We start from the raw sequence: 14,554 nt of genomic DNA on the forward strand, positions 1-14,554 counted from the left end.
TCATTTTGCTGCATAATTAGCATAGAAAAAGTTTGTAGTGAGTAAATGCAAGCAAAGATACGGACGGGACATGAGACACGAGAAGATAAACGACATCATCACCCTGGTGATCGAATCGACCGACGAGCGTACTTCTGTGATGAACTGGCTCTATTACCATCTGGGCCAGCGCTATCAACAGCCGGTCGTCGTTGTGTTGCCGCCAGATGCCGTTTTTCGGCGTCCGGGAGATTTGCGTGAGTTACAACAGGCTACCGCCCAGCACAATGCACGCCTGGTTCTGGTCATAGAGGGCAATGAACGACTACGCTTATGGGCACGCCGACATGGCTTTACCGTCTACTCGATGGTTGAGACCTGTCATAAGGCGTTACACCAGCAGGGAAATCCGCCGTCCTGGCCGTCTTTCTCTGATGGACCTCAGCCTCAGTCTGATTTGCGTACGGTGATTGAGCAATCACCTGTCACCAGTTTTACTGGTCCCTGGAACAGCTATGAGCAGACTGACGATGGTACGAAGGGGGAAACGTATCATAGCGCCATGGCTGAAGTGGCCGTTGCTAACTTACGCAGGCCTTCCGGTCAATTCTCACCAGTTGGGAGACCTGAATACAGGTCCAGCCAGACAATGCTGGCTGAACGTCCTTTCACTCCTCGTGTCACAGAACCGTTAGACCGGCTTCCCGCCTATGGTTCCATCAGAGGCGGGCAGAGAATCCGTGAAGTGCGCGCACGAACGACCGTGGCGCTGGTCGAAAAAGAGCATGAGGCACCATTTTTGCCAGTTGCCGAGTTCTCTTTACATATACCAGTGCCCGCAGAAGAGACGGGAAAAGTGGCCGCGATCAGTACACCTGGCGCGCCGTCTCCGCTCCGCACGCACTTCCAGCAATTGCAACAGGATAAGCTCTTACTCTTTCTAGTGGCGCTGGTCATCCTGGGTATTCTCGGTGGCGTCGGCTTCAGTTATCTCCTGCAAGTCGTACATTCCACCCAGAGTCATCAAGTGCCAGTCTCACTCTTGCAAACAGTCTGGGGGATATAGACAGCGTTATGGCAACTTATGTACATCGTATTCATCTAAATCGTCCCATTAACACCCGGTTAATCATCGCTGTGCGCTTTGTCGTCACGGCTGCGAACTCTGGCATCTCATCTGAAACGCATACTATGCAGTATACTCAAGAGAGTAGAACACGTAGTAACACGTTTGCGCGCATCGCAGCGCAAGGAGAGCAGAGTTATCGCTCCACTAGCCGAGAGGCGCCCACGGTTGGTGCACGCGGGACAGTGGCGATGCGGTTGAGAGTGGCGGGCCTTACTGAAAGACCTGCTATGAAGGAGTATCACCATGCAGAAAGTCTACCTGCGTAAACCCAAAGCAACAGCAGACTATACGAGCCAGCAGCAAAACAAAATATTACATTTCTCGTTACAGGATTCATTGCCCGCCGGCCATATCATGGTCCTGAATACGCACTTTGGGACCCTGTCCTATCTGGCCTGCGATGAAATGAACATCCCGCGCCTCTTAAAACAGGAACAATTTACGAATACAGAGTTGAGCGTCTTGATGCCGCTCCTCGAACTGTTCCCTTATTATTGTCCCTACGAGGTCCTGTACGCCCATTTTTATGCTGGCGGCAAAGCCAATGAAGAGGATATAGTGAAGGCCCGTGAACACCTGGAAGAAGCGATGGCTGAAGGTAACTGGGATCAAGAGATGCGACCGGTGCGCTGCGCCCTCTCGCGTACTCGCCTCAAGATACGTTCATTCAACGTGGACATCTCGTCTATCCTGGCCACTGGCTATATCTTGCTCGTGACCGGCGAACCGGAAGAAGAAGAAGAATACGAGGAATCACGCAAAGTTGTTGCCGGAAGGCGCTAACTCATACACCTCCCTATGTCCTCCCTGTGCTTTCTGGTTGTAACGACAGGACCGAGCCATATCCCACTATGGCCCGGTCCTGTCCCTATTACTTACCTACCTCTCGTAAGCGTTCAAGGGCTGTACGCTGATACTTTCACAGTCCAGTCGACCTTCCTGGCTGATCAAGGCAATTGCACCCGTCAGCAGCGGCTTTACAGCATCTTCAACACTGAAAAGTACCTTCCCATCAATCCTGGCCTGGAGCATATTAGCGTGCACATGCAGCTCCAATGTATATTGGCGATCCAGTTCCCAGCTATATGCGGCATCGGCCAGCACGATCTCTCCATCCAAAAGCTTGACCAATCGAACTCGACCATCCTTGCTCAATAAGAGTCCATAATAGCGCTGCAAGCCCTGCACACATGCACCGATCCCGACCGCCTCGGCCATATGCGGCGTGATCCTGGCACTGACCGCATAATCGCGCCATTCACGTGTGCCCTGGATCAATAGACCACGACCATGATTCTGGATGACCCGATAGGGATTGCCCCCACCAAAATCTACCTGATCGGCAGCATTGACCCAGGCACGCTGCCAGGCCTTCCCAGCCGTCGCAGGCCTGACCAATTGGAGCGTGGGTGTCCCATCCCAGGTTAAATAATCCAGATACAGCTTGCCCGCCTGCTGATCACCCAGTTCAAGACCAACCGCCGCCACTGGCTGTCCAGCCGTATCCGGCACGGTCCATGCCAGGACCTTCTCTTCACCTGGAGCCAGTTCTACCGTCGGTCCGTCTACCACACGCAACTGGTCATGCTCGTGATAAACCTGGAGCGCCAGTCGCACCTGCATGGGATACTCATTCTCCGGTCCGGCCATTACAGCGGCACGTACCTTCTGTCCAGGATAGAGAGTGGGAGATGCCAGCAGATCATAGCCCGCCATCTCAAGAGCGACCTGCGGTACAAACGTTGGGGTCAACACACGAACCGGCTGTGCTGCGCTGCTAATATCAAGCTCCAGCCAACGCTCGGACAGCCTGTGAGGATGGCTGACATTGCGTAGCACAGCTCCAGCATCCTGCTTATCCAACTGGAAACCCTGGACCGAGCCCGGCAAGGAGAAATGGAAGCGAGCGCCATCCTTAGGGGCCATATACTCATGACCAGCCAGAAGCGAGCCAGCTTTAACGATATAATCAGTCTCGGTCAGCGCATCCGATATGGCCCGTCCACCATCGGCGGTCGGTAGATAGAGACGATCCGCAACCGGTCCGCGCCAGTCAGGACCGGCATCGAGACCCGGCAAGCCATTTTTGATACCCAGTATGCAGCCAACATTGGCCGAGTTACAGTCAGTGTCCCAGCCCGCTGTATTCACTATCATCAGTGAACGCTGGAAATCATCTTCCCCATAGAGAAGAGCCATAATGATCAATGCATGATTCGGGATCACATGGCAGCCCCCGCCATAAAGATGATAGCCATATTTCTCAGCGATCTTCTCTCGCGTCCGGCGCCAATCCGACTCCTCACGATGCCAGCCACGCACATCCTGGATCACCTGATGGATAAGCGCATCCTCAGGGATATACGCAAGGGCAGTATCCAATAGGTGCTGGATATCATGTTCAACAAAGGCCTGAGCCTCAATGGCCGCAATCACCTGGGCCGCATAGACCGCCTCGCCATCGTGACTGACGCGACCGGCTTCTCCGGCCAGCCTGACCGCCTGCTTAGGATTACCAGGCGAGATCATAGCCCAGCCATCAATAAAGATCTGCGCCCCGATCTGCTCGGCCACCACCTTCCCATTCAGCTCAATCGACCCACTACGCGGAGCAGGAATACCCGCCTTCAAGCGCAGATAGGCCGTATGCTCGGTAGAATGACCCAGGCCACCCCACCACAAAATGGTTCGCTGCTCAATAATATAATTCAACCATGTCTGCCCGATCTGGGCCGCCGCTAGCTCTGGTGTATACTCATAGTCGGCCAGCGCCCGCAGAAAGGTAAAGGTGCCGGAGATATCATCATCCGTCACGATCAGCGGCATGCCTAAGCGCTCATGCACATAATACTGGATCTCGCCCAGTTCCCGCATAATTCGTTCATACGTCCAGCCCTCAAATGGCCGCCCCAGATAAACACCGATGATCTTTCCCAGTACACCAGCATAGACGCGCTCCGCATAATCAAGCGGCAATGTCGTAGGTAGCATAAAAAATAGCCCTCGTAGCTTTCATTATCAAACAGTACGCTGGGTAGCGTTTATCCTATTATACTTCCTGATGCCGGATCCATAAGGGCTGGATGCTTTCTACAGGTGGATCATCATCAAAGAGGCTGGGTTGCTGTTCGGTACGGAAAAGCTGCTCGAAGGCTTCTTTACTGAAGGCCTTGCTGAGCCGGGCCGCGTAGGAGGTGCGTAGAACCTGGACGTAGTGCTCGACATCATAGTCGCGTCGCTCGGCGATATCATGATGGGTGATGACAATATTCTTTTTCTGGACGGCAGGCTGGCTATCGGTCTGCTCACGCCAGTTGGCGACGACCGTAGCTTCATCGTTCTCCTCTGGCAGCCAGACATAGCCGCGTTTCGTACGATAGAAGCGCACGCGCTCTCCAACGTGCCAGTTTGTACGGCCAGCTTTGAGCAGAGCCTCATAAGCTGGCTCCTGATGTCCATTACGGGCGGCCTGATACGTTTCGGGAGATTTAGAGAGCTTGACCCGCGTAGCCAGATCAGAGGCCGGCAGGCGCCGATTACGCAGGTCCGAGACGGTCTCCAGATACAGCTTGCGCACCCTGATAATATCGCCGACCATCGCGCATGGCAGGGCCTGCCGTAAAAAGCGCTCCCCATAGGGTTCGGCCCGACTGGAGCGCAGGGCCACACCATGGACCAGCAGGCGATTATCATAGGTGAGCAAGGCATAGTTTTTTACTTCATGGCTGAGCATGGCTCGATAACGCCCTTCATACTCCAGGTGGATTCCATGGGGGAGCGTGGAGGCGATCTCATTGACCAGCGCCAGTTCTTGCGCTTCGCTCCAACCTTTAGGCACCGCAAAGTAGACGCCATCGGTATCGGCTTCGATCAGCGCCATCCCTCGCTGCCGCAGGGCCTCCAGGATAGTACCAAGGATGGCTCGGCCGCGACTGGTGACTTCGCCCGCCGCCTTACCATCCGCGAAAAGGGCCATCGTGCCTGCCCCCATGTAGCCATAGGCGGCATTAATCAATATTTTCATGGCTGCCTGGGTCGCGCCATGATGATTGGACTCCACCGAGCCTCGACGCGAGCGGCGCGCCTGCTCCTTATGTTCCAGCCGTAGATCGGTCAGGCGACTCAGAATATTCAGGAAGATTCCCAGTCGATCACAGGAGGGTCCGATCTGGAAGGTACGCATGATCGAAGGATACAGCGAGGCCACGTCAGCTTTGACGACCTGCTCGGCAATACCGGCGGCGAAGAGGTGGACAGCCCCGCCTTCATGCAGGCCATCCTCGGCACTCTGCCGGGCCGCCCGATAGGGTAGGGCCGCCCCACGTTTCAGATAGCTTCGTACCAGGATCGGCTCTAGAATACCCATAGCGGGACCCGCCGAGGCGAGCCGCTCATAGCGCCTGGGGGCCATGCCAGCCAGCGCGAAGGGCGCACCCAGCAGCCGCTGTGAGAGGCCATCGACCTCAATCACATCATCCATAGCATAGCGCCGCACACGCTCAGGATTGGTCTGGTACGTTTCAAAGATCTCAGCACCCTCGATATAGACGCGTTTAGGCGAGGCCAGCCCAAAATATTTGGCGACCTCCTTCAAACCATAGCTGGGGATATCACGCACCACAAAATCGTGGCGCCGCACCGCATCCAGCGTATCGATCAGTTCGCGGCCCGCCACACTATAACGATTACGCTTACGTGCCTCAGGACCAACCGCCAGCGTCTCCTGATAACTATCCAAGATCATTGATCCGCCCTCACGCCCAATCTCCAACGGAACGCGGTTCACGACCGCCCGATGCTCCAGAAAGGGTAGATCAAAGCCGAATAGATTATGATTCTCAATAATATCAGGATCCCGCTCGCGAATGAGCGCGCACAACTCATAGATCAGATGCGCCTCTTCCTCAGGCGTAGCAGCCTCCAGGATACGTTCAAAGCCGCGATTATCATGGATCGAAACCAGAAAGATGCGACCGCGATGTGGATCAAGCGCGGTCGTCTCCAGGTCAAATTGCAGGCGGTGCAGATCATTATAGACCATGCCCCGGAAATACACCTTGCCGCTACTCATCAAATATTGCTCGACCGGCCCCACACGATAATAGGCATCGCCCAATTCACCAATCGTATTGTAGGGACGCCGCAAACGATGCCCAGCCCCCTCAAGGATCGCGCGCTCCAGTGTACGCGAATCGCGCGCGAACAGCAGATAGCGATACGCGGATGCAGGCCCCTCCAACTCGCGATAGCGCAAAGTAACCTTATGCCCAACATGTTCATTATAAGGTTGTAAAGCCGCCCCAAGATAACTCACATCCTGCAAAGAGGTCGCCAACACCCACGGTCGATAACGCTCAGTTGAGCGCACAACCTTCTCCCCAATCCGCCGCCACACCAGCGCCCGCCCGTCCCGATGAGCCCACACAGAAACAATACCCGGCGTAGGATTCCAACCAAAGAGATATTCATCCTCAGTCGCAATCGGCATAGGATCAGTTTGTGCTTGCATAGCTAAATATGCACTCCTGCTATCATACGTTCACCTTCGCACCATAAAATGCATAAAAACGTTTGTTCTAATCATAACATGAGCAAGCGAACAATAGCAAGCACAATGCCAGCAGCCCTCGTGCCCAATACGTCTCACATAGCGACCTTTCAGGCCCAACATCACACAGAGCGAGGAGACGGCGATCATGATCGTAAACAGGCGCTTTGACATGGAGCGAGGAGACGGCAACCCGCAAGGGGATTGCCCTACATCTATCATTTTTCTTTTATGCTTCTTGAAGATAAAATAAATATTCAAGCTTGAAAGATATGATAAAGTAACCTGGAAATGATTCGTGTAGGGCAATCCCCTTGCGGGTTGCCGTCTCCTCCCCTCTCGATTCGGTTGCTTCAACACGATTCGGTCTCTCTGTTCCGGGCGACACTCTTCATGTGAAATGAATTGGGCCTCCGATCTTCCGCTCAAGGTCGCTCTTGCAAAAAATGCATGACACCCGCCAGTAGTCCTCGTGCCTGCGCACATAATACATACATTTTATATTTCTCCTGCATGGCGGTGTTGGAGCAGGAATGCCAGGAAGGTGGCGGCTTTGCTTTGGCCGCTATCGCTGGGATGGATGGCGTCGGTAAAATCAGATGAGCCAGGGGTGAGCCAACCGGTGGTATCAACATAGAAGACGTTGTGATCGCCAGCCGCGTTGAGCAGGTAGACGGCTGCTCTGGTCGGTAGTTCCATGTATCCTGAGAAGGTTCGCATGGCGTAAATGGCGGTGTTGGGATAACGGAGCCGCAGGTTCGCGATAAAGACGAGATATGATAATTCAAAGGCATCGGCAGACTGTCCATGGTTATAATCATTGGTGCCAAGATTGATTACTACGGCATCGGGCGTATAGCGTTTGGCATCCCAGAGGGGGGAATCGGGATATTGAAGGGTCTGTAACTTGAAAAACTGTGTATCCATGCCAGCACAGGAAGGTGCGGTCGAACTAAGACAGATACCTGACGTGGCAATCTGCACATGCTCTGCCCCTAACTTCTCACCTGTTAACCAGGCATAGCTAGAGAGATCATTCCTGCTATCGGAGAAGCCAGCGGTAATGGAATCGCCAATAAACTCGATCATATCGGACGAGACGGTAGGCTCCACACTCCTGGCACCGGGATCAAGTACCAGTCCCTGGAAATGTATTGTGGTCCATTCAGATCCACCGGCCACACGTAGTGTATGCTTACCCGGCGCCAATGGCTGCGGTGTCAGATTCACCAGGCCATCAACGTCATGGTAAGGCATATCCGGACCCCCATCGATGCTGGCATAGAGTGCAGCCTTCTCACCCAGTCGTAGCTTGACATGCTGACCAGTAAAGGCCGTCTTGAAATAGGCTCCTCCCCAGTAGCTCACATATTCCTGGCGATCCTTATTATCCCAACGCCCATAATATTTAATGTCCGTGCTGATGGGAGGAATCTTCTTCGGCAAGAGCTTTATGCCCGGCTGATAGGGATGCTGTCCCTGCCAGGCATACAATGTGTAAATGATCGCCAGAATCAGCGCCACGACGACAAGTCCAACCATACTATAACGTCGCATTGACTTCAGCAACATAAAACCACCACCGACCTCTCTATTTTTGCTCCGGCATCTCTCTTCCATTGTACCCACCGCTCACTACATAATACGCGCAAAAATACCAAGAGAGTTCCAGGTGCTCTAGCATATATAGGGTATATGTGGTACTTACTGTAGCGCCTGTCGGAAGTCTGCGAGCGAGATCGTCTGCCGGCTCACACGAGCCTCTTCAGCGGCAAAGGCCATCAAATGACTTTGTACCGAAGTGGCCGCAGAGGTCCGCCCAACCTGCTGTCCATCATACTGAACCAGACGCACAAAGTCCCGCATCAGACCAAAATCACCGCCACCATGGCCCGATGTCCCCTCGACATCCGGTAGCGTAATCACCTTGCGCGCTTTGGTCGCGAAATCAGTGACTTCTATCTCACCCTTCTCCATAGCCGCTCGGATCTCGCCTCTGGTACCCATCAACTTGATGGTACGCTCACAGTTCTCGGTGAAGGCGCACATGGTAAAGACGGCCGTGACCTGATTGGCGAACTCCAAATTGACCACCTGATGATCCACCACATTGTTATCGCAATGATAGACACAACGGCCGTATGGTCCCTCTTGCAAGGCTTTATAGCGCCCCTCATAGCTATGGTCGTCACTAATCGTCGTAGCAGGCCAGCCAATGTGCTCATTCAGATAGTGTCTGGGGGCATAATATAAACAGCTATCAGCCACGGGACATCCATCCAGGCAGCGCTCAGGCGCACCGGCGGGCGCATTTTCAGCGATAAAGTGCGTCAGGGAACCAAACGAGGAAATATGCTCACAATCAGCTCCGGCCAGCCAGAGCATGATATCCATATCGTGGCAGGACTTGGCGAGAATCATTGGACTGGATAACTGCGAGTTACGCCAGTTGCCGCGTACATAACTATGGGCGTAGTGCCAGTAAGCAACATTTTCGTTGTGCTGGATCGAGATCAGTCGGCCGATCTCTCCTTGATCCAGGATCTGTTTGATGGTAGTAAAAAAATTGGTAAAGCGTAACACATGGCAGATTGAGAAGATGCGCTCATGCTTTTCAGCACAGGCGCCCATTTCCAGACATTCTCTAGGATTGGGCGACATCGGTTTCTCTAACAAGACATGATAGCCCGCCTGCAAGGCCGCCATCGCCGGCTCATAGTGCATAGCATCTTGCGTACACACCAGGATCGCATCGGCTTGCCTGGGCTGTGCCAGCAACTCACGCCAGTCGGCATAACAATCCTTATCAGCCAGACCATGTAACGCCTGGAAACTCGCACGCCGCTCGGGCTTCGCATCAGCAACCGCCACAAACTCAACCTCATGAGGGAATTTCAGCGCATACTGTGCATAACAATTCATTCCGCGCTGGCCGGCACCAATTAAAGCTATCGTCACTTTTCTCATGCTGATTCCTCCATTTGTGAGCGTCAAACATATCCAACATGCTGCATTTATCATAACATGTTTTTCAAGTATAAATGAAACATCAATCGCAGAATAAAACACAGTAGCGGCAGGGCTTGCCCCTGCAACTTGTACACGCACTAAGTATTTCCAATGATGTTATTATGCATTGGATATCATATTTATGCTTTTATGGTTTAGTACGTGTACAGGTTGCAGGGGCAAGCCCTGCCGCTACTGTTAATTATTTATTTTGTCAATAAATAGGGGATGAATCAGCCACTAAATGGCAATTCAACCAGGAAGGTACTACCATGATCGGGCTCAGATTCACACCAGATACGCCCCCCATGGCGCTCAACAATATCCTTGGTGATCGCTAGACCCAGGCCCAGACCACGCTTGGTCGAGGATTGTGCATCCGGAGTACGATAAAAGGTCTCAAAAATATGCTCCTGCTGATCCTTCGCAATCCCTTTTCCACGATCCTGCACAGAGATCAGAACGTGGGTGGGCTCTGGCTGAAGCTTGACTTCAACTGTGCTATTATCAGGCGAGTACTTAAGGGCATTGCTGATCAAATTGGTCATCACCTGAGCCAGGCGATCAACATCCACCTTAATGCAAACGGGCTCAGATGGCGCTTCATAGATAATGCGCCGCTCGGAAAGCATCCGGTGATCATCAACCACATCCTGACACAGCGAGGTTAAATTGCAGAGCCGCTTGTTGAGTACCACCTTGCCGGCCCGCATACTGCTGACATCCAACAATTCATCAATCAGGATAGTCAGGCGCCCGGTCTGATCGTTGATACGTTCTAATGTCGTCGCGACCCCATCCAGATCTGAGGTTTTTTTCTGCTTGGAGATGCGTCGTAACATCAGTTGTGCCTGCCCACGGATCGTCGTGACAGGCGTCTTAAGCTCATGGGAAGCAATCGACAGAAAGCGATCCTTCATCTTATTGGCATCTTCAAGTTGGCGATTACTTTCCTCTAGTTCGCGAGCATATGATTGTAATTCTAATTCAGCGCCCATGGCTTGAAAACGGGCCCGTTCACGCTGTGCGGTAATCAAGGCGATGATCAGGCCAGAGCCAATAAATGGCAATAATTGCAGGGCATCGCGCCAGTTCGTTATATCATAACCAATAGTAGGATAGATAAAGAAATAGTAGAGAGCCGCCGAATTGAGCAAGATCGACCAGATAGCCGGTCCAGCACCCCAGAACAGGGCAACAAATAAAATAGAGATTACACAGAAAGTGCTGGGAAAAAAGAATTGCCCAAACATTTTTGCAACATAGATAGTACAAAGCACTACCAACACCGTGACAGGTATAGTGACCAGGTAACCAATGAATGGATAGCGCCATTTGGGGACATTAGCCATATAGTCTTTCCGTAATTGTGACTGCTGTGCTAATGTCATGCGCCGATAACGCCTTCCTCGCTTGTCAGTATATATGTCACCATGAGCTACTCTCATGCTTTATTCCACTTCCTCTCACAACCAGATCAACAGAATATTGGGCATGTCTCTCTTCTACTACCGCTACTGTGGGCCGGTAGCTGTTTAAAACACTGCCTGATTACTTACACGCATGTTCAGGCCGTATGGACCTGTAACCGCTGCTGTTCAGTTGCCATAAATGCTTCTTGCAACTGTCCATCATGCATGCCAATTATAGGTATTTCCGGATGCCGCCGAGAAAAATGATGTAAATCTATCAGCGTCTGCCTGGCCATCGCGTCATCGCTCGTGACCATCGACCAGAGGACGGGATGCATGGTAGCCGGCTCGGCATAGTTATTTGAGAGCCAGGCCGCATCTCCAATCAAAAAGACGCGTGGGCCGTGGGCTCGATTAATAAACATACCAATCTGACCAGGTGTATGGCCTGGCAACGGCACCAGTACGATAGATCCATCATCAAAGAGATCATAGCTACTACGAAATCCTTCGTAGGCTGGCCCGGAAAAGTCTAGGAAGTTGACCGGATTATTCGATAATAAACGACGTACTAGACCCTGATTCTTTTCTAGCAGGCCCTGACTGGCAAAGTCATACTCAAGCCGGTTGACCCGCAAAGGGACATCAGGCAGATCAGGAATTCCGGACACATGATCCCAGTGGAGATGGGATAAGATGGCGAAGTCCAGATCAGAGGGCTGCAATTGAAGCCGTTCTAGATGATGTCCCAGTGATTGCTCCAGTGTAAAACGTCCCAGTGTATTGTTGAATAAGAAAGATTGATCCAACAAAAATAATGGAATGTCGGTACACAGACCAGTATCATAAAGAAAAGTTGCTTTAGGATGCTGGATCAGGACTGCACTATGGGAAATCGTCCGTGGGGTCAGGGAAAAAGAGCCACGTATCGCAATGCATTCTGGCAGCACAACGCTTCCACAACGCAAGAAAGTAATCTCGATGTCTGGCAGGTGCTGAGGAGACGGTGTTACCTCGACAGGCCGCTCATAAAGTTGATCCGTACCAAAGGGCCTGGGGAGAAAACTTTTGACGGCAGTTGCCACTGCCAGTGAACCAAGTGTCATTCCTCCTAGCGTTAACCAGTTACGTAGCTTCATAAATATTCCCTCTACATGTATTAGTTTTCGGCAGTCGCTTTCTCTATAGGTAAGAGCGGCAGAGTGAACCAGAACTGTGATCCTTGACCCTGGATGCTCTTCACACCAACCTGGCCGCCATGTTTGTCAATGAGCGTCCGATTGAGGTACAGACCAAGGCCCAGACCTACACCAAAGCCCCCCATGCCTTTATTTGTTTGCGACTGATAAAAACATTCCCAGATATGGGGCTGCTCTTCCGGTGCGATACCTGTTCCAGTATCCTGAACAGTTACACGCACATCACAACTACCAGTTGTGTGCGGTTCAAGCTGGACGGTTACAATAACCGGCTGATCAGTCTCAGAGTACTTAAATGCGTTTGTCAGATAATTATTCAGTACTTGTTTAATACGCTCTGAATCAGCCATAATCATAATTGGATCATGGCTGGCAAGCTTCACGATAATATTACGTTCGGGCAGTGCTTTTTGTTGCTCTTGAAGTGCAGCTTCGACAATACTTATCAACTCGCATGGTTCCTGACGCATATGCATTTGCAAGCGGTCAGCCTGGATACGTGAAATATCCAACATATCACCAACCAGTCGATTCAGGACTCCGATCTGTCGATCAACACGCTCCAGCATTTCAACGGAAGCTTTGACCTTACCCTGAGATCCTTCTGGCAGTAACTCGGAACGCTGTAACAGACTCTTCAAACGGCGCATGGCCAGTTGGGTATTGGCTTTGATCGTTGTCAGCGGCGTACGCAGTTCATGGCTGGCCAGACCGAGAAAATCTTCCATCCGTACCCGGGCCTCTTGCAATGTCTGCACACGAGCCTCAGCTTTAACCCGCTCTGCCAGGAAGCGTGGACGCTCAAGTAAGACCGTGACCACACTGCCAATAGCACTGGCAAGGATACGTTCATTGGATGTATAGTTGTGTTGCAGTATGCCATAATCTAACATGACCACTCCCAACAAACCTTCCCCGGACATCATCGGTACCACTAACAAATTCTCAACGGGATAGAGGCGCTGCCAGTGAGCGAATTCTGACAAACGCCCATCAACGACTAACACTTCATTATGCAATAAAGATGCCAGCATCGCTGGCGGTAACAAGGTTGAGAGGCTAATGGTTTCAGAGGCTAAGCGCTGCATACATACTTGCTCCTGCTCCTCCGAAAGTCCTACGGCTGCCTGTAAGCTTAAATAGTACTTATCGCCCTCAACGAGATATATTCCTACACGCGCACAGTCTAGCATGTTCTGTGTCAGCGCGGCCAATTCACGACTAACGGTCCTGGTATCGTCCGCGAGCGTGGATGACTGCAGCAGACGTGCGGTCTTTTCCAGCCAGCTTTGCGCAACTGTCTGTGTGTGCAATCCTATTTTATCATCATCAGGACCATTTTGTGTGGGGGATGGCGCTTCATTATGGGGGGTAGCGGCCAGGGGTGAGGTGTTTTTTTCAGCTTGCTTGTCCTCTATAGCTTCAACAAAGCCCAATAATGCATAATCCTGACTTGCTTTATCACCTGATGAGGAGAGGGTGACTTTTGTCGCGATGGCGGAACCATCACGTCGCAGATAGTGTATCACTGCTGTCTCACTAGCTGCACGATCTTTGATGATGCGCTGAAACATGTTTCGACTGATTTCCCAGTCATCTGGATGGATGATATCTTGAAAGCGGTGTTGGAGCAGATCTTCCTGAGTATAGCCAACCAGTGCGCAGAACTGCTGATTGGCATACAGCCAATAGCCACCAGCATTGAGAGAAATAATACCAAGTGCGGCATGCTCCAGGAGTTGCTGATAAGGTGTCATAGTTGCGTGCTTCCAGACTGGTAGTCCTTGCTGTTCACCATGGACATCCATAGCTGCTAGCGGATGTTCAGAATAAATATTGTCTTTACGTTTCATTATTATCACACGACTATCTATTAGCTTCTCCCCATAGCTACATCGCTATAGATACTGAACATTCTCTTCTATTGAGAAAATCAGAGGAATTTTATATATCTACTGTCTCTAAGTTGCACGACAGAAAACAATTCAGTCCTGATACTATCCTGATGATAGATAGAATTGTGTGGTATGGTCGTCAGACCTACCAAAAAAAGTTGAAAAGGGCTCTGTGCGTGGGTCAAGCTCTAGTATTTACACGGTTAATCTTCCCAAATAGATGCGTCACTCAATGTATTCAGTACAAAGTTCTTGCTACCAGCAATTAGCTATTTCTACTACCTAAAGTATAGAGTGCAATCCCTCATCCCAATATTTTCTGCCCTGCTAGCTGACACCTCTCGCCTACGGCGCTCGTGTTTTTTATGGATGTGGTGTGTTTC

The 14,554-nt window shown here is 51.6% G+C and carries 10 protein-coding genes; 3 read left to right on the forward strand and 7 right to left on the reverse strand.

The genetic code is table 11. The annotated features are described in order from the left end of the window. The first annotated feature begins 70 nt into the window (after positions 1-70). Genes EL633_RS05100 through EL633_RS05110 form a run of 3 tightly spaced genes read left to right on the forward strand, consistent with a single transcriptional unit; the run spans position 71 to position 1,891 of the window. Positions 71-1,045, forward strand: coding sequence for a hypothetical protein (locus EL633_RS05100; protein WP_126626147.1), 975 nt, complete (start codon positions 71-73; stop codon positions 1,043-1,045). An 8-nt stretch (positions 1,046-1,053) separates the two neighbouring features. Next, positions 1,054-1,374 carry a hypothetical protein gene (locus tag EL633_RS05105; RefSeq protein ID WP_126626148.1) on the forward strand — a complete coding sequence of 107 codons (321 nt, stop codon included), beginning with the start codon at positions 1,054-1,056 and terminating at the stop codon, positions 1,372-1,374. After that, the gene (locus tag EL633_RS05110; protein ID WP_174845156.1) at positions 1,352-1,891 is read left to right on the forward strand and encodes a hypothetical protein; all 540 of its coding nucleotides are present in this window, start codon (positions 1,352-1,354) and stop codon (positions 1,889-1,891) included. The genes EL633_RS05105 and EL633_RS05110 overlap by 23 nt, the downstream gene beginning before the upstream one ends. Positions 1,892-1,987: 96 nt before the next feature. Here the strand turns inward: EL633_RS05110 and EL633_RS05115 are convergent, their stop codons facing one another. From EL633_RS05115 to EL633_RS05145, 7 genes are all read right to left on the reverse strand, one after another. Next, positions 1,988-4,099, reverse strand: coding sequence for an ADP-ribosylglycohydrolase family protein (locus EL633_RS05115; RefSeq protein WP_126626149.1), 2,112 nt, complete (start codon positions 4,097-4,099; stop codon positions 1,988-1,990). A 58-nt stretch (positions 4,100-4,157) separates the two neighbouring features. Beyond that, positions 4,158-6,617, reverse strand: a complete 2,460-nt coding sequence (locus EL633_RS05120) for a DNA polymerase domain-containing protein (RefSeq protein WP_174845157.1) — start codon at positions 6,615-6,617, stop codon at positions 4,158-4,160. Between the two features lie 537 nt (positions 6,618-7,154). Further along, the gene (locus tag EL633_RS05125; protein ID WP_161981960.1) at positions 7,155-8,228 is read right to left on the reverse strand and encodes an SGNH/GDSL hydrolase family protein; all 1,074 of its coding nucleotides are present in this window, start codon (positions 8,226-8,228) and stop codon (positions 7,155-7,157) included. A gap of 132 nt (positions 8,229-8,360) precedes the next feature. Next, a complete protein-coding gene (locus EL633_RS05130; protein ID WP_126626151.1) occupies positions 8,361-9,623 on the reverse strand; it encodes a Gfo/Idh/MocA family protein in 1,263 nt (420 codons plus the stop codon). Positions 9,624-9,898: 275 nt separating this feature from the next. After that, positions 9,899-11,056 (reverse strand): sensor histidine kinase, encoded by a 1,158-nt coding sequence (locus EL633_RS05135; RefSeq protein ID WP_161981961.1) that lies wholly within the window; start codon positions 11,054-11,056, stop codon positions 9,899-9,901. Between the two features lie 176 nt (positions 11,057-11,232). Continuing rightward, a complete protein-coding gene (locus tag EL633_RS05140; RefSeq protein WP_126626153.1) occupies positions 11,233-12,216 on the reverse strand; it encodes an MBL fold metallo-hydrolase in 984 nt (327 codons plus the stop codon). 20 nt (positions 12,217-12,236) lie between these two features. After that, the gene (locus EL633_RS05145; protein ID WP_246039203.1) at positions 12,237-14,129 is read right to left on the reverse strand and encodes a sensor histidine kinase; all 1,893 of its coding nucleotides are present in this window, start codon (positions 14,127-14,129) and stop codon (positions 12,237-12,239) included. Positions 14,130-14,554: the final 425 nt, after the last annotated feature.

The sequence above is a fragment of the Dictyobacter alpinus genome (assembly GCF_003967575.1).
GTDB classification, from domain to species: Bacteria; Chloroflexota; Ktedonobacteria; order Ktedonobacterales; family Ktedonobacteraceae; genus Dictyobacter; species Dictyobacter alpinus.